Origin of the sequence: Mesorhizobium sp. M0058, assembly GCF_040323095.1 — a bacterium.
In the GTDB taxonomy this organism is placed as follows: domain Bacteria; phylum Pseudomonadota; class Alphaproteobacteria; order Rhizobiales; family Rhizobiaceae; genus Mesorhizobium.
In genome coordinates this window covers 194,356-220,774 of the sequence record NZ_JAMYUQ010000005.1, presented here as the reverse complement: position 1 = coordinate 220,774, position 26,419 = coordinate 194,356, and the positions used below count along the sequence as shown (strand labels likewise).

Here is a 26,419-nt window from a genome sequence, read left to right as displayed (position 1 = left end):
GCCAGCAGCGGCCGATTGCGTGCGACTCTGGAGATGACATGACGGGCGACGACACCAAACACCTTCCTCTCGAAGATCTGCACACCGCCGCCGGCGCACGCTTTGGCGCCTTTGCGGGCTGGTCTATGCCGCTGATCTATCCGGCCGGCGTGATGAAAGAGCACCTTCACACCCGCGAACATGCCGGCCTGTTCGACATTTCGCATATGAAGCTGTTCGCTGTCAGCGGACCGGGCGCTGCGGCACTGCTCAACCGCGCCAGTCCGCTCGATGCCGGCGCGCTTGAGATTTCACAGTCCAAATATAGTTTCTTCCTCAACGAGGCCGCCGGGATCATCGACGATCTGATCGTCACCCGGCTCGGCGCCGAGCGCTTCATGGTGGTCGCCAACGCCGGGAATGCGGTCGAGGACGAGAAGCATTTGCGTGCGCTGGCGACCGATTTCGACGTGAAGGTCGATGCGCTCGATCGCGTCTTCCTGGCGATCCAGGGGCCCGAAGCCTGGGCTGCCTTGTCCCGCGCCGGCATCGAGACCGGCTCGCTCTTGTTCATGCATGGCATCGAGCCGAAGCAAAACTGGTTCATGAGCCGCTCCGGCTACACCGGCGAGGACGGCTTCGAGATCGGCCTGCCGGAGGCGGATGCGCGCGCTCTGGCCACGAAACTGATCGAGGACGAGCGTGTGTTGTGGATCGGCCTTGCTGCCCGCGACTCGCTGCGGTTGGAGGCCGGCCTGTGCCTGCACGGCCAGGACATCACGCCGGAGATCGATCCGGCGAGTGCCGGCCTGATGTGGGCGATCCCCAAAGATCTCCGCGCCGGCGGGTCCTTCATCGGCGCCGATGCGCTGCGGTCCATCCTGGAGCGCGGGCCGTCGCAAAAGCGCGTCGGCCTGAAGCCGGACGGCCGCCAGCCGGTGCGCGCCGGCGCTGCTTTGTTCGATGCCGACGGCGATCCGGCCGGCTACGTGACATCAGGCGGCTTCGGCCCGTCGGCCGGCCATCCCGTCGCCATGGGCTATGTGTCAACGGCCTTGGCCAAGCCGGGCACGAAACTGTTCGCCGACGTTCGCGGGACGAAAATCCCGGTCGATATCAGTTCCTTGCCCTTCACTCCTCATCGCTACCGCAAAGGATAATTCCGATGGCAAAAACCTATTTCACACAAGATCACGAATGGCTGAGCGTCGAGGGAGGCATCGCCACCGTCGGGATAACCGACTATGCGCAGGAACAGCTTGGCGATCTCGTCTTCGTCGAACTGCCTCAAATCGGCACCAAACTCAGTAAGGGCGACACCGCCGTGGTCGTCGAATCCGTCAAGGCGGCATCCGATGTTTATGCGCCGGTTGATGGCGAGATCACCGACGCCAACGGCGCGCTGTCCTCGGACCCGTCGCTGGTCAACTCCGCTGCGACCGGCGACGGCTGGCTGTGGAAGATGATGCTCGCCGACGAAGGCCAACTCGCAGGCCTCATGGATGAGGCCGCCTACAAAGCCCATATCGGTTGATATCAGGACCTATTGCCATGAGCGCAGCACTTACCCCCTTCTCGGCCCGCCACATCGGTCCTGATGTAAACGATGTCAGAGCCATGCTTGCCGTGATCGGCGTTCCCTCTGTCGAGACGCTGATCAGCCAGGCTGTGCCGCAGTCGATCCGCCTCGATCTGCCGCTGACCCTTCCCGCGCCGGCGAGCGAAGCCGAAGCGCTGGCCGAATTGTCGGCGATCATGGCAAAAAACACGGTGCTGAAGAGCTTCATCGGCGCCGGCTATCACGGCGTCCACGTGCCGCCGGTCATCCAGCGCAACCTGTTCGAGAACTCGGCCTGGTACACCGCCTATACGCCCTACCAGGCCGAGATCAGCCAGGGCCGCCTGGAAATGCTGTTCAACTTCCAGACCCTGGTCACCGAATTGACCGGCCTGCCGGTGGCTTCGGCTTCCCTGCTCGACGAAGCGACGGCGGTGGCCGAAGCGGTCGGCATCGCGCTGCGCCATCATCGCGACAAGCGCACCAAGGTAGCGCTGGCCGGCACGCCGCATCCGCAGACGCTGGACGTCGTGCGCACCCGCGCCGAGCCGCTCGGCATCGAGATCGATGGCGAGACCATCGACGACAACACCGCCGCCCTGCTGGTCTCCTGGCCGGACACGTTTGGCGTCTATGGCGACCACAAGGCGGCGATCGAGAAGGCTCGCGCCACCGGCGCCGTGGTCGTCTTCATCGCCGATCCGCTTGGTCTCACGCTGACCGACGCGCCGGCCAGGCTTGGCGCCGACATCGCCGTCGGCGCGATGCAGCGCTTTGGCGTGCCGATGGGCTTTGGCGGCCCGCACGCCGCCTATTGCGCCGTCTCCGACAAGCTGACCCGGCTGATGCCCGGCCGCCTCGTCGGGCAGTCGATAGACAGCAAAGGCCGTCCCGGCTATCGCCTCGCCCTGCAGACGCGCGAACAGCATATCCGCCGCGACAAGGCGACCTCCAACATCTGCACCGCGCAGGCGCTGCTTGCCAACATGGCGACCGCCTATGCGATCTGGCACGGCCCCACTGGTTTGCAGGCGATCGCAGCGCGCATCCATGAGCTCGCCAACCGCCTCGCAGCAGGCCTGAAAACCGCTGGTGTTTCCGTGCTCGGCTCAAGCCGTTTCGACACGGTGACGGCCAAAGTGAAGGGCAAGGCAGCTTCGATCGCCGCTGCCGCTGAAAAAGGTGGCCGGCTGCTGCGCGTCATCGATGCCGACCGCATCAGCATCGCCTTCGACGAAACCTCGACCGAGGCGGATGTCGAGGCTATCGCCGCCCTGTTCGGCGCCAAGTCCGGCGCTACTGAGGCCGGCGCGATGCCCGGCAAGCCGCGCGGCAAGGAGTTTCTGACCCAGCCGGTTTTCCGCGAAAACCACTCCGAGACCGACATGATGCGCCTGCTGCGCAGGCTAGCCGACAAGGATTTGGCGCTCGACCGCACCATGATCCCGTTGGGCTCCTGCACCATGAAGCTCAACGCGGCGGCCGAAATGATGCCGGTCAGCTGGCCTGTTGTCGCCAACCTCCATCCCTTCGCGCCGGCCAGCCATTCGGCCGGCTATCGCGCCATGGTCGGCGAGCTGGAAGGCTGGCTGGCGGAGATCACCGGCTTCGACGCCGTCAGCCTGCAGCCCAATGCCGGCAGCCAAGGCGAATATGCCGGCCTGCTCGCCATCCGCGCCTATCACCGTTCGCGTGGCGAAGGCCATCGCACCATCTGCCTGATCCCCCAGTCCGCGCATGGCACCAATCCCGCGAGTGCGGCGATGGCCGGCATGAGCGTCGTCGTCGTGCGTTGCCTGGAGGACGGCAATATCGACATGGACGATATGCGGGCCAAGGCCAACGAGCATTCGAAGAATCTCGCAGCCCTGATGTTCACCTATCCCTCGACGCACGGCGTCTACGAAGAAGGCGCGCGCCACCTGTGCGCTCTCATTCACGAGCATGGCGGCCAGGTCTATTTCGACGGCGCCAACCTTAACGCCCTGGTTGCTTTGGCGCGGCCCGCCGATATCGGCGCCGATGTCTGCCACATGAACCTGCACAAGACCTTCTGCATCCCGCATGGCGGCGGCGGTCCGGGCGTCGGTCCGATCGGCGTCAGGGCGCATCTGAAACCCTATCTGCCGGGTCATGTCACCGAAGGTTCGGCGCATGCCGTGTCCGCTGCCCCGTTCGGCAGCGCTTCCATCCTGCCGATCACCTGGATGTACATCCGCATGATGGGCGCCGCCGGCCTGAAGCAGGCGACGGAGACGGCGATCATCTCGGCCAATTATGTGGCGACGCGGCTCGCGCCGCACTTCCCGCTTCTCTACAAGGGCAGGCACGATCGCATCGCGCATGAATGCATCCTCGACACGCGCGTGCTCAAGGAGAGCGCTGGCATCAGCGTCGACGATATCGCCAAGCGGCTGATCGATTACGGTTTTCACGCGCCGACCATGTCGTTCCCTGTCGCCGGCACGCTGATGGTCGAGCCGACCGAATCCGAGCCCAAGCGCGAACTCGACCGGTTCTGCGAGGCGATGATCGCCATTGCCGGCGAGGCAGCGAAAGTGGCGAAGGGTGAATGGCCGCTCGAGGACAACCCGCTGGTCAATGCCCCGCACACGGCGGCCGAAACCCTTGCCGGCCAGTGGACCCACCCCTATTCGCGGCTGGAAGCGGCCTACCCCGCCGGCGATGTCGATACAGCGGCCAAATACTGGCCGCCGGTCTCGCGCATCGACAATGTCGCCGGCGACCGCAACCTCGTCTGCTCCTGCCCGCCGCTGTCGGAATATCTCGGCGCCGCCGAATAACACTCTGGCCTGTCAGGCTGAGCGCAGGGCCGGTCCGTCGGCTTTGCCGTTGAGGACAAGCACGCGATTTCGCCCGGCGTTCTTGGCCGCGTAGAGCGCCCGGTCGGCCTCGGCCAGCACTTCATCCAGGCTGCTGCCGTCTTCCTTGCCAAAGCCAATGCCGCCGCTGACGCTGCTGCGCAACGGCCCGCGCGGCGTCGGCACCACTTCCGTGCCGAAGGCGACGCCGATCCTGCTGGCGAAATCGTAGGCCTTGTCTTCGGTCATCCGAGACATGACCAACGCGAACTCCTCGCCGCCCAGCCGGAAGGCGTCGACGCCAACCCTGTCATACTTCTTGATGACTGCGGCGAAACGGCAGAGCACCCGATCGCCGACGGGATGGCCATAGACATCGTTGGTTCGCTTGAAGTGGTCGAGGTCGAACATGGCGACCGACATGAACGGGCCGAAGACGCGCTCGCGATAGAGCGAGTTCAAAGCCCGCCGGTTCATCAGACCGGTCAACGGGTCGGTCAGGGTCTCGGCCTTCAGTTCGATCTGTGCCTGCAGATGATGCAGCGACAGCGTCAGCGCGCCGAGAGCCGTCATGCAGGCGACCGCCACGACCGAATTCAACCGCTCGGCCCAATTGTCGGGTGCGACGCCGAGCACCCAATGGCCCTTGACCAGAAGCACGGCGCCGCAGAGCCCGAAGGATACGCCGCAGACGCCGCTTAGCGCCGAAACGACCAGCAGAATGCCGCGATCCTGACCGCCCTTGATCCAGAACATCACCCCGATCGAGGCGAGCAGCACTGTTACCGTCGTATAGGTGAGGATGAAGCCGACACCATCGAAACCGAGATAGGTCACGCCGGCGCAGACAGCGATCGCGAGCATGGCCGGCAGGACAGCGCGGCTGTAATTGCGCACACCAAGATATTGCATGGCCGAAAGTGAAAGCGCCAGGAAACCGAGGCTGAGCAGCGCCAACGCTGCCTGACAAAGCAACGGACTGGGCTCCCTCGTGTAGCGCCAGAAGACGATGACGTGGGCCACAAGGACGAGAATACCGCACGCAACCGTCAGCACGAAGCGTGCACGCGGCGCCGTGAACCAGATCACAAACATGGTGACGCTCAGGCATGTGCCCGACAGCGCAGCCGCCAGCAATAGCGAACTGAAATCCAGCATGGATGAGCGGCAACCTTTGGGATCTTCGATTTGTGGCGCATCATAGGCATGCAACCGGCCGGAGATACCGTTTTCGGCCGGTTTTCAAAGCAACCTGCCGACAGGGTTTACAAAGCGTCGACTGCCGTCCCGGGAAGCTCGGCACGCGAGTGTCCCTAGTCTCAGCCCTTGTTGAGCAGCGCCAGATTGGCGTTGATCACGCTCGGGTCGGCCATGCCGGCCCTTGCTTCCATGAGCAGCGCTCTCGCCTTCTTCTTGTTGCCGCGCAGCAGCTGCGAATAGCCCATATTGTTGACAATCTGCGGCTTGCGCCCGGCAACCTTCAAAAGCTGGTCGTAGGCGCGGTCGGCGAAGTCGAAGCGGCCGAGTTCGTCATAGGAGGCGGCAAGCCCCATCCATCCCTCGGCACTGTCGGCCTTCAGTTCCACGGCCTTGCGGAAATGCTGTTCGGCAAGGCCGTAATTGGCCTCGCGGAACTGCGCCTTGCCTTGCGCAAGGTCGGAGGTGCTGACGTCTTTTGCCACCGGTTGGATCGATGTGGTCTTGGTTTTGTCGACGTTGTCGGTCGTGCAGCCGCCGACCATCAAGACGGCCGCTAGCGCGGCCATTGCCGTGAAACTTCTGTGACGCATGCCCCTGGCCCCAATCGCCCGATTTACCGGGTCGTTCTCTGAGGAAGCAGGCTACAACAGGGCGATTAAACTTCAGTGCGGAAACGCGCCTAAAATTTGGTTTCGGGCACAGAAGCCATTAACCAACCGAAGCCTATTCCGGCTCCAGCGCCTTGAGCCCCGCCGGAAACTGATAGCGCCTGCCGTCGTAGCGCAGCCGGTAGGTTCGTTTCATGGACCTGCCGGGATGGGACTGGCACTCGCCATTCTTGTCGACAGACGGATTGTCGGTGTCCAACCGCTCGAACACTGTGATGTCGTGATAGCCGTGATGTCTCGCCGGGCTCATCGCCAGGCTGACCCGGTTGGATTGAAAGGATCCTGCGCAATTGGTGTCGCCTTCGCCGCCAAAGCCGGCCACGATGATGCCGTCGAGCACCAGGCGCAGAGCACCGCCGTCAAGGGCATAGAGCCGCAGGTCGGTTTCACTGAAAGGATTCGGCTGCGAATGGTTTGCCATGTCGATGCGCAGGCCGAAGGCGCCGACATCGGGCGCCAATCTGTAGCGCCCGGTATCGAAGTCGATCTCGCGGATGCCGACGGCATCATCGGTCATCAGCCCGGGCTGGAGCAGGCGCTGGCGCACCTGCCGGGACTTCCTGTCGACGACCAGAAGCTCGACATCGCCGACATGCCCGTCGTCGCTGGATTGGGAGCTGTCGATCAGCGGCACGGCGACCAACAACAGGTCGTCATGGGCGGGCCAGATCTTGCAGACCACGCCGAATGGCGCATCGCCATCCCAAAGCGTCTGGGCGATGCTGGTATGAGGTTCGAGCGTGAAGGAGGCGCCATCGGCACTCTTTTGGGCCTTGGGATATGCCTGCTGCACCAGAGCGGCAGCGTCGCCGCAATCGTCGGCCGCGGCCGCCGCCGGCGACAGACTGGCCGCGGCGAGGCCGAGGAAGGCGGTGCACAAGACTATTCGCATGGACGGCTCACTCATTTTGCTTTTTGCGGATTTTGCCGAAGGAGAGCGGCCAAACCGGCCGGATATGACATCCAGGCGAAGCGTAGTTGAAGTGAGTAACCGCAGAAAGCCGCCGGGCGGCCACTTGGTATCTACTGCCTTGGTATCTACTGAACCGCCGTCATTTTGACGATGATCGGGATGACGGCGATCATCAGCACCACCGGCAGGATGCACACCACCACCGGCACCGACATCTTGGCCGGCAAGGCATGTGCCTTCTCCTCGGCCAACGACATGCGCTTGTGGCGCATTTCGTCAGAGAACACGCGCAGCGCCCCGGCGAGGCTGGTGCCGAGTTCCTTCGACTGCTGCAAGAGCGTGGCGAAGGAGCGCACCTCGTCCAGGCTGAGGCGGTCGGCGAGCGCCTTCAATGCATCGTCGAGGCTGCGGCCGGCCCTGAGTTCCAGCGACACCAGCTGCAGATTCTGGCTCAGCGACGGATAGGTCTTGGCCAGTTCCTTCGAGACGCGCTCGATGCCGGCCTCCATGCTCATGCCGGCATCGGAGCAGACGATCATCAAATCCATGAAGTCGGGAAAGCCGTTGCGGTATTCGCGCATCTTTTCCCGCACCTTTTGGCTGAGCACCAGGCCGGGCACGAAATAGCCGGCGGCTCCCGACAGGATGATGAAGGTCCAGCGGCTGGTCGCGGTGGAATCGGCGCTGCCCATCCAATGGTTGACCAGGAACGCGCCGATCGCTGCGCCCACCAGGCAGGCGAAGCGGATCAGGAAGAATGTGCCGACCGCGCGCGGCTCCATATAGCCCGCCTGGATCAGCTTCATACGCAGCCGGGCGACATTTTCCGGATCGCTCTTGGCGTAGAATTCCTGCGCCCGCTTCACCGCCTTCTCGCGCACGACGCTCTGGTTCTTCTTCGGCGCCACCTCGGCCTGTTGGGGAGTCTTGCTGTCGTCGATCTTGAGCCGGCGCTTGAGATCGTTGCGGTCGCCTTTGGCCACTACCAGCGGCCATGCCACCGCGCTGCCGCCCAATGCCAGCAGCATCGCGGCTACCGGCATCAGCGACGTCGGCGCCAGCGAGGCAAGAAACTGGATCAGCTGCTCCATCTCAGAACCGGAAGTTCGACATCTTGAACATGATGATGTTGCCCAGCATCAGCCATGTCACCGAACCGCCCAGCAGATACCAGGTCTTCGGCACATCCCAGACGCTTTGATAAAATTGCGGCATCATCACCATGATGGCGGCGAACAGCAGCGCCGGCACCGCCGTCAGGATATAGGCCGACATACGACCCTCGGTCGAAATGGCGCGCACCTTGCGGCGCAGCTTGCCGCGTTCGCGGATCGTCGTCGACAGCCCGTCGAGGATCTCGCGCAGATTGCCGCCCGAACTCGTCTGAATGGAAACCGCGGTGACGAACAGCGGCAGATCCTCCTGGCCGACGCGATCAAACAGTGAATTCAACGCCGAAACCAGGTCGGAACCATAAGTCACCTCGTCGGAGATAACGCCGAATTCGGTGCCGATCGGATCGGGCATCTCGCGCGACACCATGGAGATCGCCACCGGAACCGGATGCCCGGCCTTCAAGCCGCGCGTGATCAATTCCAGCGCCTCCGGCAACTGCACGCCGAAACGCTTCACCCGCCGGGCACGCTTGGAACGCAGCACAATTACCGGCAGCAGCGCTGTCAGCACCACAAACAGCAAAATGGCGAGCAACAGCGGCAGGCCGTACCAGAGCGCGACGAGCATCATCGCCAGCGCCACGCCCGTCGTCATCGTCAGGAATTTCGGCAAGGGCATCACCATGCCCGACTGCGTGCGCAGGGCGCGAAAACGGTCGGGCGAGAAGAATGACGTGCCGGAATCGAGGCCGCGTTCCTTGCGCAGCTGGATCAGCACCTGTTCCTGGCTGATCTTGTTTTCCTGCAGCTTCATGCGCCGGTTGATAGCCAGGCGCTTGTCGCTGCGGCCGGCATAGAGCAGATAGCAGCCTTCGGCGATCATGATGCCGGTCAGCGCTGCCGCGGCATAGACGACATAGATCGGGCTGAAATTCTCGAACACCCGGCTACTCCTGCGGCCGGCCGGGTTCGAAATATTTGCCGGGGAATTCAATGCCCATATTGCGCAGGTCCTCGAGGAAACGCGGGCGAATGCCGGTCGCCTCGTAGTGACCGAGGATCTTGCCGTCGGCTTCCATGCCGGTGCGCACGAAGCGGAATATCTCCTGCATCTGGATGACGTCGCCTTCCATGCCGGTCACCTCGGCGACGCTGGTCACCTTGCGCTTGCCGTCCGACAGTCGCGTCAGCTGGACGATAAGGTCGAGCGCGCTGGCGATCTGGCTGCGGATCGACTGCACCGTCATCGGCATGCCGGTCATGCCCAGCATCTGCTCGAGGCGCGAAATGGCGTCGCGCGGCGTGTTGGCGTGGATGGTCGCCATCGAGCCTTCATGGCCGGTGTTCATCGCCTGCAGCATGTCGAAGGCCTCCTCGCCGCGGCACTCGCCGAGGATGACGCGGTCAGGGCGCATGCGCAGCGCGTTCTTGACCAGGTCGCGCTGCTTCAGCTCGCCATGACCTTCGATGTTGGCGGGGCGCGTTTCCATGCGCGCGACATGCGGCTGCTGCAGCTGCAGTTCGGCCGCGTCCTCGATGGTGATCAACCGTTCGTCTTCCGGAATAAAGGCTGACAATGCGTTGAGCATCGTCGTCTTGCCGGTGCCGGTACCGCCCGAGATGATGGTCGTTTTGCGGGCGTGGACTGCAGCCGCCAGCACCTCGGCCATGTTCTGGGTGATGGCGCCGAACTCGACCAGCTTGTGCAGGCCGAGCTTGTTCTTTGAAAACTTGCGGATCGACACCAGCGGCCCGTCGACGGCGACCGGGCGAATGGCGGCGTTGAAGCGCGAGCCGTCGAGCATGCGGGCATCGACCATCGGCTGCGATTCGTCGACCCGGCGGCCGACGGCGGCGACGATCTTGTTGACGATGCGCAACAGGTGCGCCTCGTCCTTGAACGGGATATGGACCTGCTGCAGCTTGCCCCGTTTTTCGACGAAGCAGTTCTGGTGGCCGTTGATCAGGATGTCGTTGATGTCGGGGTCCTTGAGCAGCGGTTCCAGCGGGCCGAGGCCGACCATCTCATCGACGATGTCATCGACCAGCGCTTCAAGTTCGACGGTGTTGATCGCCATACGCTCCTGGCGGGTCTTTTCCGACACGAACTCCTGCACCTGCCGGCGCATCTCATCCTTGGGCAGGCGCTCCAGCGCGACCAGGTTGATTTCCTCGAGCAGCAGCCGGTGGATGCGCACGCGGGCATCGAGCACCTTGTTGGCGCTTTTTCCCGGTGTTGTCTCCGGCTTCGGCGGCAAGGCCTTGCGGTTCGTCGGGATGACCACGGCGTGATGCGCGACCGGCGCCGCCTCGGCCGGCTTCAGAGCGCGGACGTCACGGTTCTGCAGGGTCGAGAAGCGGCTGGTCATCCGGCTTTCCTCTTCAGGAGGCCCCTGCCGATGCCGAACAGCGAGCGCGATTTCTCCGGCGTCACCACGGCTTCTTCCGGCAGGATGATCCTCTTCAGATCGTTGACGACATTGGCGTTCGGGTCGATCTCATGCAGCGGCACGCCGCGGTCGACCGCTTCACGCACAAGCCGGTAATTGTTGGAGATGCCGCCGACGAAATGCTCGCCCAGGATTTCCTGGACATCCGCCTGCTTGATGCCGTTGTCGAACATCTTCTGCTCGAAACGATTGACGATGACGTTCGGCTTCACTTCCTTGCCGGCCGTCTCGTAGACCGCCTGGATCAGCCGCTGCGTGTGGCGCAGGCATGGCACCGTCATTTCGGCGACGATGTAGAGCTTGTTGGAGCCGAGCAGCACCGTCTCCGTCCACGGAAACCAGGTGCGCGGCATGTCGATGACGACGTTATCGAAATAGGCCGAGACGAGATCGAGCATGCGCACCACGACATCGGTCTTGAACGAGCGCATTTCCGACGGATGCGTTGGCGCCGCCAGCACGCAGAGCCCGCTCGCATGCTTGGACAGCATCACATCCAGCAGCTGACGGTCGAGGCGCTCGGGCTGGTTCTCGATTTCGGTGATGTCGAAGCGCGGCTCGAGGTCGAGATATTCGGCGCAGGCGCCTTGCTGGAAATTGAGGTCGACCACGCAGGTCGACGCGCCGCGCGTCACCGAATGATGCAGCTGGAAGGCGGTCTGCAGCGCCAGCGTCGTGGTGCCGACGCCGCCGGCGGCCGGCATGAAGGTATAGATCTGCGACTCGGTGTTTTCCTCGCGCCCCGGCCCTTGCAGCGCGCGCACGACCGACCGCACCAGATCGGCGGTGGTGATCGGCTTGACCAGGAAATCGGCGACCTGGAGCTGCACCAGGATACGCACTGCGGCTGCGTTGAATTCCTGGGTGACGACGACCACCGGAACGCGGCCTTCAAGCCGGCGCATGATGCGCTGCAGCGACTCGATCTCTTCCAGCTTTGCCGCATCCATGTCGACGATGAGCGCGCCGAAATCGGCTTCCTGGACCTCGCCGCGCAGTTCGGTAATGTTCTTCTCGACGGCCGAAAGCTGGATCACCTCCGAGGCCGCGAACGCGGTGCGCGTATCCTGCGCAAAGGTCCGGTCGCTGGACACCAGCAGGATCTTCTTGGTCTTGATGCCGCTTGCCATTTTGTCAGCCTGTCAGGTCATTCCCGGTCAAATCACCGGGCAAATCAATCGGTTGTCGCTGTCGGTTGCACGGCCTTGGCAGCAGCAGCCTGGTCGGCGGCGTTGACTGCCGCCTCACTGCGCTGCGCCGGCACCAGCAGCCTGGTGTTCTGGACGCCGTATTTCCAGGGATCGACCATCTGCATGGCCGTATTGGCGGCCTGTGCGTTGCCGGCGGCAATCGTCGGTCCCTCGGAGCGGACATAGTCGTCGCTGGTGCAGCCGCCGGCGAGGCCGGCGATCAGCAGGGCGATGCATGATTCCACGCGCATGGCTTCAATCCTTCGGCAGGTCGAGGAAATGCCCGACGGTGGTGACCGCGGCCGGCTGTGCCGTACTGCCGCTGGCCATTGCCACTGCACGATTGGCTTCGGACGATTTCACTTCCTCGGTGTTGTTGAGGAAATAGTCGACATTGCTGGCTGGCTGCGTGCCGTCGGTCGGCTCGAGCAGCTTCTTCGACGGATCGACCGGCTTGACCAGATAGGGGGTGACGATGATCACCAGATCGGTCTCGCGCCGCTGATAGGATTTGGAGGAGAACAGCGAGCCGAGCACCGGCAGCTTGCCGAGGCCGGGAAGACGCGATGTGGTAATGTCGTTCTGTGACTGCAGCAGGCCGGCGATCATGAAGCTCTGGCCATTCTTCAGGTCGACGGATGTTTTGGCGCGGCGCACGATAAAGCCCGGGACCGAGATATTGCCGATATTGTAGGAGGCCGAAGCGTCGATCGAGGACACTTCCGGCGCGATGTCGAGGCTCACCAGCCCGTCCTTGAGAACCGTCGGCGTGAAGTCGAGGCTGACGCCGTATTTCTTGTAGCTGACGGAAATCTTGCCATTGTCCTCGGAGACCGGGATCGGGAACTCGCCGCCGGCGAGGAAGCTTGCCGTCTGGCCCGAGCGGGCGATCAGGTTCGGCTCGGCCAGCCGCCTGGCGAGACCACGTTCCTCCAGCGCCTTGATGGCGACGTCGATCGACAGGCCATTGGACAGCAGCCGGCCGATGATCTCGCCATTGCCGGCTCCCGGCACCGTGCCAGGATCGAGGGTGACGTCGCGCCCGCCAATGCCGTAAGCGAAATTGGCGCTGTATTTGGCGCCGAGATCCTGTCCGGCCTGGCGATTGATCTCGACGAAGCGGACGTTGAGCTGAACCTGCTGCGAGGACGAGATGTTGACCGAATTGATCACTTCTTCATTGCCGGAGAAGCGGCTGGCGATCTTGCTTGCCTTCTCGGCGGCGACCGCGTCATCGGCCTCGCCCGACAGCACGACGCGGCCATTGGCCGAGCCGACCTTGATCTTGGCGTCCGGCACGCTGGCGCGAATGGTGCTGGCCAGCTGGTCGGTGTCCAGCGTCACCTCGATGTCGACGGTGCCGACCAACTGCTTGTTCTCGTCGAACAGCGCGATGCCGGTGGTGCCGAGATTGTTGCCCAGCACATAGAAGGATTTGTCGGTCAGCGGATTGACGTTGGCGATCTCCGGATCGCCGATGACGATCTGGTAGAAGGCGGCATTGGTCATGACCGTCTTCGGCTTGCCCTTGGCTACCTTGATCGACGCATTCGTTGTCGACGAGACATGGACGATATCGTTGTCGGCCTTGGCTGGTGCACTGAGGCCGAGCATTGCGGCCGCGGCCAGGCAAGCCCCCACCGCAAGCGCCCGCATTGGGCGCAGCCCTTTCGTAGTTCGAAATGCATGAAGTCCCGACATCTGTCCCGTCCCTCGCCCGGTCCCCACCGGCAGTTATTGCTGGTCCCGCGCAGGAACCTGGTATTCTTCGACCTGCGTGCCGCGCGTCACGATGATCGTCTTGAATTTCGGCTTCTCAGGCTCCTTGGTCGCGGCAGTGAACAGCGCGCCGGCAGCGGCCTGGACGCCGGAGGCGACCGATCCGCCGAAGGACGAGATGGTGGTGACGCCGTCCTTGGCGGCCCCTCCGTCTGCGGCCGAGCGGAGCGACAGCGACAAGGTGCCGACGGTGCGGGCAAGCGCCACTTTCTGCGCGCCTTCGGTCGTCACCTCGATGGTGACGGAATTGGCGATCTGCGGTGTGGTCTGGCGCTCGTCGGCGCCCTGCCCCACGGTCAGCACCTTGGCGTCGGAGACGACAATCTCGGAGGTAACGGTCGATCCGGCAGCGCCCTGCGCGTTCTTGGCCACTTCCTGGATTTCGCCCGCATCGCGTGTCAGCACCACGTCGACCCGGTCGCCCGGCATGACGAAGCCGCCGACACCGGCGATCTCGTCGGTGCGGATTGTCACCGCCCGCATGCCGGGCGTCATCATGTTTGATAGCGTCGCGCGGCCGTTCGGCCCCGACAATTTGCTGATCAGCACCGGCTCGTTGACCTCGATCGGCGACAATACCACGCGGCTGCCTTCGGCGAGCAATGCATTGACTGTGGTGAACGCGCCCTGCGGCACCGAATCCTCGGACCATGGGATTTCGCTGAGCTGCGCCCGGTCAAGCTCCATGCCGTAACGCAGCGGCGCGTTGGCCACCACTATGGTCTTGAAGACGACCTTGGGGACGGCGGGCGCCGGGATCGACGCCGTTTTCTCTTCGGCATCGGCCTTGGCCTGGCTTTTCACCCAGAAATCCGCGGCAAAGATTGAAATCGCGCCGAAGACGGCAGCGATGCCAATCATCGTTATGGCCTTGCCCCTCACAACCAACCCCTGACATTCGTGGTCTTTTGTTTTGTTGGAGCGACGCTAGGCCGCTTTGTTAAAGATTCAGGAATCGCGGCCGCTCCGCACGGACCTATTTCCGCCGGCTTGGTTATCGAAAGGTTTTAGGATAAGAAGGGTTTAATCCCCGAACGTAACAGGAACTTCCGTCGCTTGGCGCCGAAAAGCGTGGCAGTATCGACGGGTGATTCGCGGCACGGATTCTATGGTAGGCATGGACGACAACAACGATCTTTTCGGCAATCTGGAAAAGCAGCCCCAACCGGCTCGGACACCTTCGCGCCCGGCCGACCCGCTGGTGCAGGCCACGAAGCGTCCTGCCGCGACCAAGGACGGCAGCGAGGGCTATAGCGCCGCCGACATCGAGGTGCTGGAGGGGCTGGAGCCGGTGCGGCGCCGTCCCGGCATGTATATTGGCGGCACCGACGACAAGGCGATGCACCATCTGTTTGCCGAGGTCATCGATAATTCGATGGACGAGGCGGTCGCCGGCCATGCCACCTTCATCGATGTCGAGCTGTCGGCCGACGGATTTCTGACCGTCACCGACAATGGCCGCGGCATTCCGGTCGATCCGCATCCGAAATTCAAGAAACCGGGGCTCGAAGTCATCATGACGACGCTGCATTCGGGCGGCAAGTTCGATAGCAAGGTCTATGAGACCTCCGGCGGTCTGCACGGTGTCGGCGTCTCGGTCGTCAATGCGCTGTCGGACCATCTCGAAGTCGAGGTCGCGCGCGGTCGCCAGCTTTACCGCCAAAGGTTCTCGCGCGGCGTTCCGGTGAGCGGGCTGGAGCAGCTCGGCGAAGTGCACAACCGGCGCGGCACCAAAATCCGCTTCCATCCCGACGAGCAGATTTTCGGCAAGGGCGCCGCCTTCGAGCCGGCGCGGCTCTATCGCATGACCCGCTCGAAAGCCTATCTGTTCGGCGGCGTCGAGATCCGCTGGAGCTGCGACCCATCGCTGATCAAGGAAAAGGACCAGACGCCGGCCAAGGCGGAGTTCCATTTCCCCGGCGGCTTGAAGGACTATCTCAAGGCATCGCTCGGCGATGATTTCCAGGTGACCCGCGAAATCTTCGCTGGCAAGAGCGAGAAGCAGGGCGGCCACGGTTCGCTGGAATGGGCGGTGACCTGGTTCGGCGGTGACGGCTTCGTCAACTCCTACTGCAACACCATCCCGACCGGCGAAGGCGGCACGCATGAGGCCGGCTTTCGCAATGTGCTGACGCGCGGGCTTCGGGCCTATGCCGACCTGGTCGGCAACAAGCGCGCCTCGATCGTCACCTCCGAAGACGTGATGATCTCGGCGGCAGGCATGCTGTCGGTGTTTATTCGCGAGCCGGAATTCGTCGGCCAGACCAAGGACAGGCTGGCAACGATCGAAGCCATTCGCATGGTCGAGACCGCCATCCGCGATCCCTTCGACCACTGGCTGGCCGACAATCCGCAGGAAGCCTCCAAGCTGCTGGAATGGGTGATTGCGCGCGCCGACGAGCGGGTGCGCCGGCGCCAGGAAAAGGAGGTGTCGCGCAAGAGCGCGGTGCGCAAGCTGCGCCTTCCCGGCAAGCTCGCCGACTGCACGCAGAACGCCGCCGCGGGCGCCGAACTGTTCATCGTCGAAGGCGACTCGGCCGGCGGCTCGGCCAAGCAGGCGCGCGACCGTGCGAGCCAGGCGGTGCTGCCGCTGCGCGGAAAAATCCTCAACGTCGCCAGCGCCGGCAACGACAAGCTCGCCGCCAACCAGCAGATATCGGACCTGATTCAGGCGCTCGGTTGCGGCACGCGCTCGAAATACCGCGATGAGGATTTGCGCTACGACCGCGTGATCATCATGACCGACGCCGACGTCGACGGCGCTCACATAGCCTCGCTGCTGATCACCTTCTTCTACCAGGAAATGCCGAACCTGGTGAATGGCGGCCATCTCTATCTGGCGGTGCCGCCGCTCTATTCGATCCGGCAAGGCGGCAAGGTTGCCTATGCCAGGGACGATGCGCACAAGGACGAGCTGTTGCGCACCGAATTCACCGGCCGCGCCAAGGTCGAGATCGGCCGTTTCAAGGGCTTGGGCGAAATGATGGCCGCGCAGCTCAAGGAAACCACCATGGACCCGAGGAAGCGCACGCTGCTCCGGGTCGATGTGATCGACGCCGTGGCGGCGACCAAGGATGCTGTCGACGCGCTGATGGGCACCAAGCCGGAAGCCCGCTTCCGCTTCATCCAGGAACGCGCCGAATTCGCCGCGACGGAAGTGCTGGATATCTGAGCGCCGGCCGACTCTTCGTTTTGACGCAGTTCCGGGCGGAAAACCGTTTCAAACTTTTCCTGGAATTGCTCTAGCCTGCACTTCCGATACGGAGACCAGCTTGTGATCCGGGCGCGGCTGAAGAGCTACTTCGAAACCAGTTTGGCGGGCCTGACGCAGCCGACGCGCTCGGATTGGATTTTCGCCCTGCGCACGGTTTCGGCCGGTCTGATCGCGCTTCTCGCTGCTTACGCGTTGAAACTCGACCACCCGCAATGGGCGATGATGACGGTCTTCATCGTCGCCCAGCCGGTCGCCGGCATGGTGCTGGCGAAAGGTTTTTACCGGCTGCTCGGCACGCTGGCCGGTGGACTTGCGGCGATCGGCATCACCTCGGTTTTCGGCACCAATCCCTGGCTGCTGGTCACGGCGCTATCCGTCTGGATTGGGCTGTGCACGCTGGTTTCGTCGCTGCTGCGCAATCCGGAAGCCTATGGCGCCGCACTTGCCGGCTATACCGCGATGATCATTGGGCTGCCGGCTTTCGGCCAGCCGCACGTGGTCGTCGATCTCGCTGTCGCGCGCTGCGCCGAGATCGTGCTCGGCATCGTCTGCGCCGGCCTGACCAGCCGGCTGATCCTGCCCAAGCTGGCCGCTGACGCCATCATCTCCAGGCTGAAGCGCAGCATCCTCGACCTTGCAACCTATGCAGGCGGCGCTTTTTCCGGTGGCGACCCGGCGACGCTGGCCGGCCTGCACCGCAAGCTGATCACCGACGCCCAGATGCTGGCCGAGATGCGCGCCTATGCCCGGCTCGAAGCACCGAGCTTCGCCACCCGCGCCCATCCGGTCCGCCTAACCATCGGTCAGCTTCTCTCGGCGCTGTCGGCGGCGCGCGCGCTGCATTCGCATGCCGCGCCGAAAAACGCAGCGCTCATTCCGGTACGCTCCGAACTGCAGTCGTTGGTCAGCGAGCTGGCAGCGACGCCCGAGGCGCTGGACGACACGTCGCCCTGGGTGACGCGGCTCGACGCGATTGCCGGCAAGGCCCGGCAAATGCCCGACGCCTCGACCGATCAGGGCGACGACAGGGTCGGCACCATAACCCGCCTCACCATCGCCGCCGATTTCGCCGAAGCCTTCAAGCAGGTGCTGCGCGGCCTCGACGCCCTGCGCGCACCGGTGACGGGCCCCAGCCGGAGCAACAGGCAGCCGCCTGCGCTGGTGGTGCACCGCGATTATCCCGGGGCTTCGCGCAATGCCATACGCGCCGGCCTTGCCACGTTGGCGGTCGCCGCCTTCTGGCTGACGACGAAATGGTCCGACGCGGCCGGCACCGTCATCCTCGTTGCCGTCGTCTCCAGTCTTTTCGCCGCGCGGCCTGACCCGGTGCGGGTGTCCTGGGGCTTCTTCAAGGGAACGCTGCTGGCTTTGCCCTTTGCCTTCCTTGTCGGCCAGGTCGCGCTGCCTGCTTTGCCCGGCTTCGGCTGGTTCACGCTGTTTGTCGTGCCGATCCTGGTACCGACGGCGCTGGGCATGGCCAATCCGCGCACCGTCGGCGTGGCGACGGCCTTTGCCATCAATTTCCTCGCCTTCCTCAGCCCGCATCAGGCGATGACCTATGCCCCAGGCCCGTTTTTCGCCGGCTCGGCGTCGGTGCTGGTCGGCATCCTGCTGGCGATCGGCGTCTTCATCGTGGTGCTGCCGGTGGATCCAGGGCGCGCGGCCAACCGCATCGTGCGGGCCATGCGCGAGGATCTGGCGCGGCTGTGCCTGCATGAGCGGGTGCCGCGGCGTTCGGCCTTCGAGAGCCTGGCCTATGACCGCATCAACCAGCTGATGCCGCTCTTGCAAAATGCCGGCAGGAAAGGCGATGCGATTCTGGGCGGCGGGGTCGCCGCCGTTACCGTCGGCCTTGAAATCCTGCGTCTGCGCGCCGCGCAGCAGAGCCCGTCCACTCCTTCCGACACCGCGCTCTCGATCGCCAATTTCCTGCGCGGCCTGGCGCGTGAACTGCTCTTTCGCGCACCAGGCGAGCCCCAGACGGCGACCATCACTGTGGCCCGGCAATATGCAGCCGGCCTCTCAGAGCGCAGCGGTAGTGCCGACACGCTGCAGATCGCAGCCTCGCTGCGCATCATCGCCGCCGCGATCGAGGATTTCCCGGATTTCTTCACCAGGGACCGTGGCTAGGGCGTCAGGCCGCGGCTATCGCCAGCGCATGCCCGCGCGCGTTTTCCCGCAGCGCGTCGAGATGGATCGACTTGACCAGGCCGGCGAGATCGCCCTCGGTGGCATGACCGCCGAGCTCCTTCAGCATCAGCCAGCTGACCTCCTGCACGCCGGCGAGGCGCTTGCCGTTGGCGACTTCGCGCCAGATTTTGAGCGCGCGCAGGATGATGCCATGGGTGGAAGCGGCAAGGCCGGCGCCGCGGAACAGCGCCTGCAACGCAACGTCCTGGCCGCCTGCGAGCAAGGCCCGCACCCGCTGCTCCGACTGCTGGCTGAGCGCAACCAGGGCCGAGCCGAAAAAGTCGACCTTGCCGTGGGCAATGGCACGGATGATGAAACTTGCGGTCAGGTCGCCGCGCAGGCGCAGATGTTCGATAAGTGCCGCATGTTCCTCCGCGCGCGTGCCTTCGACCAGCCGCACCGAAGCCTTGACGCAAGCATCGCGCGTGACGCGCTCGGCTCTGGCCGCCCCCATCAGCGCCATCACCAGCGGCGAAGCCTTCAGCGTTTCGCCGAGCTTGACCAGTAGCATGTGCCGGCAGTCGGCCGGCAGCCGCACATCCGTGACCATTGCCTCGCGCAAATGAGCGATATGGCCATGCCGCTCGGCGATGCGGCGGAAGGAGAGCGAGGCTATGTCGGCGCCGTCATTGGCGAGCAGCGCCGCACACGCTTCCGGTTCGCCGATCTCGGCGATCGCCGCGGCAACCGCCATCGAAACGACCGGCCGGTCGGCGATCAGTTTTTGCGTCGCCTTGTGCCCGGCCGCGACGCGGTCGATCAGGTCGGCGTCCGTCAGCAGCGGGGAGCGCGCCAGCACCAGGGCTGCCACTTCCGGCTGATCGGAGGCAAGCGCGCTGATGATCTGCAGCGGCGCGTGATGGCTCATCGACAGCGCTTCGGCCATAGCCAGCCGCACCTTCGACGAGGCGTCGTCGAGCAGCAGCGTCAGCGCCGCTTCGGCCGCGCAACGGTCTTCGAAAGGCAGGTCGGAATTGACGTAGGCGCGGGCCAGCGCGCTTGCCGCCGCGGCGCGCTCCGAAACTCTCGCGGTGTAGATCCATTTGAGAAAATGCGAGACAACCATACTGCCTGCTACGCCCCTTGCCGGAAAGCTTCCGGCCCCAGGAATGACCCTAGGCAGAAATGGTTTACGAACGGTTCACCATGTTTATTAACTGGCTTGCGGGTGGCATGGGCAGCGCCTATCAACCGTCAGGCAGCGGAGGAGAAAAACGATGCCCGGGCTTTATCTCGAAGAGTTCGTCGTCGGACATGTCTTTCGGCACACGCTGCGCAAGACCGTCACCGAAAGCGATAACATGCTGTTCTCGGTGATGACGCTGAACCCGCAGCCGCTGCACATCGACTTCGACTTCGCCGCCAAGAGCGAATGGGGCAGACCGCTGGTCAATTCGCTGTTCACGCTCGGCCTGATGATCGGCATTTCCGTCAATGACATCACCGTCGGCACCACAATTGCCAATCTCGGCATGAGGGAGACAGTGTTTCCGCACCCGGTCTTCCATGGCGACACCATCCGTGTCGAAACGACTGTGATCTCGGTCAGGGAATCGAAATCCAAGCCGGACCGCGGCATCGTCGAGTTCGAGCATCGCGCCTACAATCAGAACGATGTGCTCGTCGCCAAATGCACGCGCCAGGCGATGATGATGAAAAAGGCGGCCTGATGCGCTCGCTGCTGTTTGTGCCCGGCGATTCCGAAAAGAAGCTGGACAAAGGCTTTGGCGCCGGCGCCGACGTGGTCATCGTCGACCTTGAGGATTCCGTGGCGCCACAAAACAAGGCGTCGGCACGCGACATCGCGGCACGCTTTATCGGCGGCAACCGGCAGCAGACAAGCTCCGCCATCTATATCCGCGTCAACGATCTCTCGACCGGGTTGACCGACGACGATCTGGCCGCCCTGGTTCCGGTCAAACCCGACGGCATCATGCTGCCGAAGTCGAACAGCGGCCAGGATGTCCAGCAGCTATCCGTAAAGCTCCGCGTACATGAGGCCGAAAACGGATTGCCGGATGGCGCGATCAAGATCCTGCCGATCATTACCGAGACCGCTGCTGGGTTGCTGGCCGCCGCGACCTATGCCGGGGCAAGCGCCCGGCTTGCCGGCCTCACCTGGGGTGCCGAAGATCTGTCCGCGGCGATCGGTGCGCGGGCTGCGCGCGACGACAACGGTCGATACACCGATGTCTTCCGCCTTGCCCGCACCATGACCATCCTCGCCGCCGGCGCAGCCGAAGTCGCGGCGATCGACACGGTCTTCCCTGCCTTTCGCGACATGGCCGCCTTCGAAGCCGAATGCACGGAGGCCGAGCGTGACGGCTTTACCGGCAAGATGGCAATCCATCCGGCGCAAGTGCCGGTCATCAACGCCGCCTTCACGCCATCGGCGGAGGCAGTGCAACGCTCGCAGGCCATCGTCGCGGCCTTCGAGGCGGCCGGAAATCCCGGCGTGGTCGGCATTGACGGCAAGATGTATGACCGGCCGCATCTCAGGCTCGCCGAACGGCTTCTGGCTCGCGCCAAGGCAGCCGGGGTTTAGTCCCGCGCCAGCACGATGACCCGGTCCTCCGGCAGGTAGGCCAGCGCTTGCGACTTCAACGGGTTGACGGTGACGCCGCCCAGAGCCCGCTCATCATTCTGCGCAGCGCGAACGCGCCTATGCCCGATGGCGATCTCGCCGCGCAGACGCGCCGATTCCGCGATCGTCCAGAACGTCACCGGATGGTCGATGGCGACATAGTGGCCGACCGGACGCATGTAGATTTCGGAGCCCTCCTCGTCGAGCAGATCATCGAAGATCGCGGCGAGATGCTGGTTCTCCGATGCCTGCGCCAGCATCAGGCTGACCAGCCGGTTGCTGACGACGAAATCATCGGCCTTAGTCACCGCCGCCAGCTCGCGGTTGCGCACGTCGATCATCTCGCTGACGATCGAGATGTGCGTGCCGGCATCGTCTGCGATTTTGCGCAGATGCAGCAGCGTCACCAGCGTGCGCGTATCGGCGGGCTGCGCTGCCATGGTCTCGCTGTAGCCAAGGACGAGCACGTGGTCGTAGGAAGGCACGTCCAGGCTTGCCAGTGCTGTGCTGCTCGACGTGTCGGTGATGCGGCAGGAAACCGACAGATTGTCGCCGACGACCGGCAGGCCGGCAACTTCCTGCTCGAGGCCTGGCGTATCGGCGGCGATGGTCAGGATCGAACCCGGCGCGACGTAGCGCGACAGTTCATAGGTGATGATCGGACCGCGCCGGTTCCAGCCAAAGATCAGCGTGCGCTCCGGCTTCGCGTCGACAAGCTGATGGCGAAGGATTGCCGCGGTATCGATCTTGGCCCCCGCGCCTCCCAGCTTGATAGCGGCATCGTCCTCGGCAATGATGATGGCGCGCATGTCCTTGCCGATCACCAGATCCGACGGCGGGTTGAGATTGACGCGCCCGGTTTGGTCGCAGAGCCCGATCAGCGTGCAATGCTCATACGCCATCACCGCCTCACCGAAGGTCTTGCCGGTGAGATCAGGCTGCTCGGTCGTGTAGATTTCGCAGCCGTCGAAATCGAGCAGCTCCGAATAGACGCCGCTGAGACCCGACTGCCGGCTCGAATGCACGACGATGCGCGAGATCAGCTGGTCGGCCAGGACAAGCTGTACCTCGGCCCCGCCGACGACGCGGGCGACCTCGGCGTTCTTTCCGTCGCGGATCTCGGCGGCGATGTTATAGGGCGCCGTGCGCCGGTTCGGGTCGTTGGCCAGCGCCAGCACCGTCTTGATCACCTGCGAATCCGGGTCGTCGCCGTCCGGCGACAGCACGATGATCGAGCGCGAGGTCTGCGGGTTGACGATGGCCAGATCGTAGAGGTCGGTCGGGTCGCCGCTGCGGCAGATGATGCGTGTATTGCCCAGTCTGCCGACTTTGGCGGCGATCTCGTCCTCCATCGCCACCTTGTCCATATTGGCCATGACGACAATGCGCGGATGGCGGCGGCTGGCATTGGCAATGACGAGTTCGGAGATGACGTCGAAGATCGACGGCGACCAGTTGAGGATGATGGTGTGGTCGCTCTCCAGCACCCGCGAACGGCCCTTGCGCAATTCATCGAGCTTGCTGTCGACGCCGGCGCTGAGCACGCCGATGAGGGCCGACACGACGAAGATGCCGGCGAGCGTGACAAAGAGCATGACGAGACGAAAGGCCCAGCCGGTGTCGCCGCCCATCGTGCCGGAATCGAGCGTGCGCATCAGCGATTCCCAGAATGCTTCGAAGAAGTTCAGTGGTTCGCCGCCCTCCGGCGCGATGCGGGTCACCGCAAGGAAAGCCGCGGCGGCGATGATGATCAGCAGCGAAGCGACGGCGAGCCAGCCGATCAGCGCGATCGGCCCGGCCGCCATGCTCTTGTCAAACCCATAGCGCAGCCGGGTTCGCAGCGAGTCTCGTTTCTTCATGTCGCCGGCGACCCCCAAAAAAATCCCCATGGTCGATGCGCCAACCCCCAACGCATCGCCGAAGCCGCTGTCTTAGCCTGTGTTTAAATAAAGGGGAATCGCTTTCGGGTGTCAGCCGTTCCACGGCCCCGCATAATCGGCATAGAGCTTTGCCGGATCGGGCCGCGGCCGTTCCGGCGCCGGTCCCTGATAGCAGCCGATATGGACGAAGCCGACAACACGTTCCTGTGGCGCCAGTCCCAGCAGCGCCCTGCCCTCCGCCACGTCGGAATACCAGTTGCTGATCATGTTGGTGCCGTAGCCCAGCGCATTGGCTGCGATCATCAGGTTCATCGCCGCCATGCCGCCGGACAGGAACATTTCCCATTGCGGGATTTTTGGATTGTCCTTCGGGCTCGAGACCACGCCGATCACCAGCGGCGCACGCGAAAACCGAGCCAGTTCCTGGTTGCGGCGGTTTTCCGGCAGCGGTCCTTCGCGCTGTTCGGCGAGCGCCGCCAGCTTCCTGCCGATCTCGACGCGCGCCTCGCCGCGATAAAGGATGAAGCGCCACGGCTCCAGCCGGCCGTGATCGGGCACCCGGCTTGCAGCCGCGATCATGGTCGCGATATCGCCATCGCTGGGCGCCGGTTCCTTCAATTCAGGAATCGGTGCGGAGTTTCGGGTCAGCAGGAAGTCGATGATCGGCGACGCCATGGGGGCCAGGTCTCCTAAAGCACTCGATTTTGAGCTGAAGCGCGCCATTGCGGATCGGGGCGGCTCGGGCATTGGCGCGGGCGCGCCGGACGAAAGAACCTGTTGCCAAGGCGGTCGGACTCTTAAGCCTTGAAATTGCCACCGCCTTGGGCTTCAACGCAAGGCATGTTTGAGGGGACATCGCGCCTTTTCCTGATTTGGCTCGCCGTAGCGCTGTTTGCGCCGGCCTCGATGGCCATGGCGCAGAATGCCGACGGCATCGGCAATCTGAAACTCCCCGATATTTCGAGCTATGCACCGCCCAAGGGCGAGACGCCGCTGGCACTCGGTGGCGGCGGTGCCATAACGCTGTCGGCGCAGTTGACCGACAAGGGCGCCGACATCACGCGCGGCATCGTCTGGCGCGTCTTCAAGCCCGAGGCCGCCGGCGACGGCAAGCTGCCGATGGTGGCTTCCGCGCATGGCGGCAGCGCCGTGTTCCAGCTCGAACCCGGCAGCTATCTGGTCCACGCCTCATACGGACGCGCCGGCGCCACCAAGCGCATCACCGTCGGCAAGGACGCCAGGCGCGAAAGCCTGGTGCTCGATGCCGGCGGCCTCAAGCTCGACGCGGTGCTGTCGGGCGGCGTGCGTATTCCGCCGAAAAAACTGCGCTTCTCCATTTATGAGGGCACCGCCGATGCCAATGGCGACCGCGCTTTGATCATTCCCGATGTCGAGCCGAACAGCGTCGTGCGGCTCAACGCCGGCGTTTATCATGTCGTCTCCACCTATGGCGCGGTCAATGCCGTTATTCGCTCCGACATCCGTGTCGAAGCCGGCAAGCTGACCGAAGCCACCGTCGAGCATCGCGCGGCGGAGGAGACCATGAAGCTGGTGCGCGAGACCGGCGGCGAGGCCATCGCCGATACATCCTGGTCGCTGCTCAACGAATCCGGCGATCCGATCAAGGAGGCCGTCGGCGCCTTCGCCTCGATGGTGTTGGCCGAAGGCCAATACACAATCATCGCCAAGAACCGCGACCGCATCTACCAGAAGGATTTCACCGTCGTTGCCGGACAGAACCAGGAGATCGAGGTCCTGGCCACCGAGGCGTCGGCCATCGATCCCGAGGAAGGCGCCGACTAGGTTGTGGACTCATAAGCCCGAAGCCACAGCCGGACGGATCGACCTTGCGATTCGTTTCTAGGCACCGGTTGGAGTGGCCACGATCCGGCATTCGTGGTATGTTTTTGCGGCCTTGAAAGCATGACCCGTACCGCAGTTTGCCTTGGGAGATGCCAAATGCGCATGTCCTTGCTTTTCATTCCACTACTGCTCGCACCGATTGTATCGCATGCCGCCGGCATTCACGACTCCGCCATGAAGGGCGATGTCGCGGCGATCACGGCAGCGCTCGACGCTGGTGCCGGCGTCGATGAGAGCGACGGGCGCACGACACCACTCTATCTTGCGGTCAAAGGCGGTCATTTTGCAGCGGCAAAACTGCTCATTGAACGCGGTGCCGACGTCAACGCCGTCCCGGACCCGCGTTTGGGTCCTGCCCTTATTCTGGCTTTGGCAAAACGCAGGACCGATTTGATCAATCTGTTGCTGGACGGGGGCGCAAATCCAAATTCGAAGCGCAGCCGCGAAAACGCTATCCACATCGCAGTCAATCTCGGTTGCCTCGATTGCGTGAAAGCACTGGTTGAGGCCGGCGCGGACGTGAATGCGAAGACAAAGGACGGCAAGACACCGCTCCATCTGGCAAAATTCAAGGGGCAACGCGAAGTTGCTGACTATCTCATGTCGCACGGCGTCGTGTTGCCAACGCCAGCTCCGATCTCGATGAAGTTGGCTGCTGCCGATGTCGAGAAAGGCCGAACCTACTTCACACACGTGTGCCACGGTTGCCACAATGCCGAGCCACAGGGAGGGATCAAAACGGGACCGAACTTATGGGGCGTCGTCGGCCGCGACAAGGCATCCATGGCAAATATGCGTTACTCCGACACCTTGCTGGCCTTAGAGGGTGTATGGACGTACGAGGACCTGAACACATATCTGCTTGAGCCCATGCTCACCACGCCGGGTGTTTACATGGAGGTGCCTGGCGTCCCGGACGAGACCGAACGGGTCAACCTGATCGCCTACTTGCGTACACTCAGCGACAAACCGCTCCCACTGCCCTAGGAGCTATTGAGCAAAAAGGCCGAGGTT

At 63.7% G+C, this 26,419-nt stretch carries 22 protein-coding genes; 9 read left to right on the top strand and 13 right to left on the bottom strand.

Going from position 1 to position 26,419, the window contains the following annotated elements; translation table 11 throughout:
- The first annotated feature begins 38 nt into the window (after nucleotides 1-38).
- From gcvT to gcvP, 3 genes are read left to right on the top strand one after another with little or no spacing between them, the layout of a single operon-like run.
- Nucleotides 39-1,139 carry a glycine cleavage system aminomethyltransferase GcvT gene (gene gcvT / locus NKJ75_RS10485; RefSeq protein WP_352499637.1) on the top strand — a complete coding sequence of 367 codons (1,101 nt, stop codon included), beginning with the start codon at nucleotides 39-41 and terminating at the stop codon, nucleotides 1,137-1,139.
- A gap of 5 nt (nucleotides 1,140-1,144) precedes the next feature.
- Nucleotides 1,145-1,513 (top strand): glycine cleavage system protein GcvH, encoded by a 369-nt coding sequence (gcvH, locus tag NKJ75_RS10480; protein ID WP_023725711.1) that lies wholly within the window; start codon nucleotides 1,145-1,147, stop codon nucleotides 1,511-1,513.
- 17 nt (nucleotides 1,514-1,530) lie between these two features.
- Nucleotides 1,531-4,341: an aminomethyl-transferring glycine dehydrogenase gene (gene gcvP / locus NKJ75_RS10475; RefSeq protein WP_352499636.1), complete on the top strand. Its 2,811-nt coding sequence runs from the start codon at nucleotides 1,531-1,533 to the stop codon at nucleotides 4,339-4,341.
- A 12-nt stretch (nucleotides 4,342-4,353) separates the two neighbouring features.
- Here the strand turns inward: gcvP and NKJ75_RS10470 are convergent, their stop codons facing one another.
- The 10 genes from NKJ75_RS10470 to cpaB form a co-directional block, all read right to left on the bottom strand.
- A complete protein-coding gene (locus NKJ75_RS10470) occupies nucleotides 4,354-5,517 on the bottom strand; it encodes a GGDEF domain-containing protein (protein WP_023821412.1) in 1,164 nt (387 codons plus the stop codon).
- 161 nt (nucleotides 5,518-5,678) lie between these two features.
- The gene (locus NKJ75_RS10465; protein WP_023667596.1) at nucleotides 5,679-6,149 is read right to left on the bottom strand and encodes a hypothetical protein; all 471 of its coding nucleotides are present in this window, start codon (nucleotides 6,147-6,149) and stop codon (nucleotides 5,679-5,681) included.
- 133 nt (nucleotides 6,150-6,282) lie between these two features.
- On the bottom strand, nucleotides 6,283-7,335 hold the full coding sequence (locus tag NKJ75_RS10460; RefSeq protein ID WP_352499635.1) for a PA3715 family protein: 1,053 nt from the start codon (nucleotides 7,333-7,335) through the stop codon (nucleotides 6,283-6,285).
- Nucleotides 7,266-8,231: a type II secretion system F family protein gene (locus NKJ75_RS10455; RefSeq protein ID WP_023735308.1), complete on the bottom strand. Its 966-nt coding sequence runs from the start codon at nucleotides 8,229-8,231 to the stop codon at nucleotides 7,266-7,268. The genes NKJ75_RS10460 and NKJ75_RS10455 overlap by 70 nt, the downstream gene beginning before the upstream one ends.
- A 1-nt stretch (nucleotide 8,232) precedes the next feature.
- Nucleotides 8,233-9,198 (bottom strand): type II secretion system F family protein, encoded by a 966-nt coding sequence (locus tag NKJ75_RS10450; protein ID WP_023688292.1) that lies wholly within the window; start codon nucleotides 9,196-9,198, stop codon nucleotides 8,233-8,235.
- A 4-nt stretch (nucleotides 9,199-9,202) separates the two neighbouring features.
- On the bottom strand, nucleotides 9,203-10,624 hold the full coding sequence (locus tag NKJ75_RS10445) for a TadA family conjugal transfer-associated ATPase (RefSeq protein ID WP_023667600.1): 1,422 nt from the start codon (nucleotides 10,622-10,624) through the stop codon (nucleotides 9,203-9,205).
- Nucleotides 10,621-11,835: a CpaE/TadZ family protein gene (locus NKJ75_RS10440; protein WP_352499634.1), complete on the bottom strand. Its 1,215-nt coding sequence runs from the start codon at nucleotides 11,833-11,835 to the stop codon at nucleotides 10,621-10,623. The genes NKJ75_RS10445 and NKJ75_RS10440 overlap by 4 nt, the downstream gene beginning before the upstream one ends.
- 44 nt (nucleotides 11,836-11,879) lie before the next feature.
- Complete coding sequence (locus NKJ75_RS10435) at nucleotides 11,880-12,146, bottom strand: hypothetical protein (protein WP_023667602.1); 267 nt, start codon at nucleotides 12,144-12,146, stop codon at nucleotides 11,880-11,882.
- 4 nt (nucleotides 12,147-12,150) lie between these two features.
- Complete coding sequence (locus NKJ75_RS10430; RefSeq protein WP_031197419.1) at nucleotides 12,151-13,551, bottom strand: type II and III secretion system protein family protein; 1,401 nt, start codon at nucleotides 13,549-13,551, stop codon at nucleotides 12,151-12,153.
- A gap of 78 nt (nucleotides 13,552-13,629) precedes the next feature.
- Nucleotides 13,630-14,535 (bottom strand): Flp pilus assembly protein CpaB, encoded by a 906-nt coding sequence (gene cpaB / locus NKJ75_RS10425; RefSeq protein ID WP_023688289.1) that lies wholly within the window; start codon nucleotides 14,533-14,535, stop codon nucleotides 13,630-13,632.
- A 256-nt stretch (nucleotides 14,536-14,791) separates the two neighbouring features.
- Between cpaB and parE the strand changes: the two genes are divergently transcribed.
- Both parE and NKJ75_RS10415 read left to right on the top strand, forming a co-directional pair.
- The gene (gene parE, locus NKJ75_RS10420; RefSeq protein ID WP_352499633.1) at nucleotides 14,792-16,846 is read left to right on the top strand and encodes a DNA topoisomerase IV subunit B; all 2,055 of its coding nucleotides are present in this window, start codon (nucleotides 14,792-14,794) and stop codon (nucleotides 16,844-16,846) included.
- 102 nt (nucleotides 16,847-16,948) lie between these two features.
- Complete coding sequence (locus NKJ75_RS10415) at nucleotides 16,949-19,018, top strand: FUSC family protein (protein ID WP_352499632.1); 2,070 nt, start codon at nucleotides 16,949-16,951, stop codon at nucleotides 19,016-19,018.
- Between the two features lie 4 nt (nucleotides 19,019-19,022).
- Here the strand turns inward: NKJ75_RS10415 and NKJ75_RS10410 are convergent, their stop codons facing one another.
- Nucleotides 19,023-20,144 carry a DUF2336 domain-containing protein gene (locus tag NKJ75_RS10410; protein WP_023704529.1) on the bottom strand — a complete coding sequence of 374 codons (1,122 nt, stop codon included), beginning with the start codon at nucleotides 20,142-20,144 and terminating at the stop codon, nucleotides 19,023-19,025.
- Nucleotides 20,145-20,235: 91 nt separating this feature from the next.
- Between NKJ75_RS10410 and NKJ75_RS10405 the strand changes: the two genes are divergently transcribed.
- Together NKJ75_RS10405 and NKJ75_RS10400 are read left to right on the top strand one after the other, a co-directional pair.
- Nucleotides 20,236-20,748 (top strand): MaoC family dehydratase, encoded by a 513-nt coding sequence (locus tag NKJ75_RS10405; protein WP_460221791.1) that lies wholly within the window; start codon nucleotides 20,236-20,238, stop codon nucleotides 20,746-20,748.
- Entirely contained in the window at nucleotides 20,748-21,623 is an 876-nt protein-coding gene (locus tag NKJ75_RS10400) for an HpcH/HpaI aldolase/citrate lyase family protein (protein WP_352499631.1), read from the top strand. Before NKJ75_RS10405 ends, NKJ75_RS10400 begins: the two co-directional genes overlap by 1 nt.
- Here the strand turns inward: NKJ75_RS10400 and NKJ75_RS10395 are convergent.
- Both NKJ75_RS10395 and NKJ75_RS10390 read right to left on the bottom strand, forming a co-directional pair.
- On the bottom strand, nucleotides 21,620-23,521 hold the full coding sequence (locus NKJ75_RS10395; RefSeq protein WP_352499630.1) for a CASTOR/POLLUX-related putative ion channel: 1,902 nt from the start codon (nucleotides 23,519-23,521) through the stop codon (nucleotides 21,620-21,622). The two genes, NKJ75_RS10400 and NKJ75_RS10395, sit on opposite strands and share 4 nt — an antisense overlap.
- Before the next feature lie 111 nt (nucleotides 23,522-23,632).
- The gene (locus NKJ75_RS10390) at nucleotides 23,633-24,217 is read right to left on the bottom strand and encodes a nitroreductase family protein (protein ID WP_352499629.1); all 585 of its coding nucleotides are present in this window, start codon (nucleotides 24,215-24,217) and stop codon (nucleotides 23,633-23,635) included.
- Nucleotides 24,218-24,382: 165 nt separating this feature from the next.
- On the opposite strand from NKJ75_RS10390, the gene NKJ75_RS10385 reads away from it, so the two are divergent.
- On the top strand, nucleotides 24,383-25,345 hold the full coding sequence (locus NKJ75_RS10385; protein WP_352499628.1) for an RgsD C-terminal domain-containing protein: 963 nt from the start codon (nucleotides 24,383-24,385) through the stop codon (nucleotides 25,343-25,345).
- Nucleotides 25,346-25,501: 156 nt separating this feature from the next.
- Nucleotides 25,502-26,392: an ankyrin repeat domain-containing protein gene (locus NKJ75_RS10380; protein WP_352499627.1), complete on the top strand. Its 891-nt coding sequence runs from the start codon at nucleotides 25,502-25,504 to the stop codon at nucleotides 26,390-26,392.
- Nucleotides 26,393-26,419 lie beyond the last annotated feature (27 nt).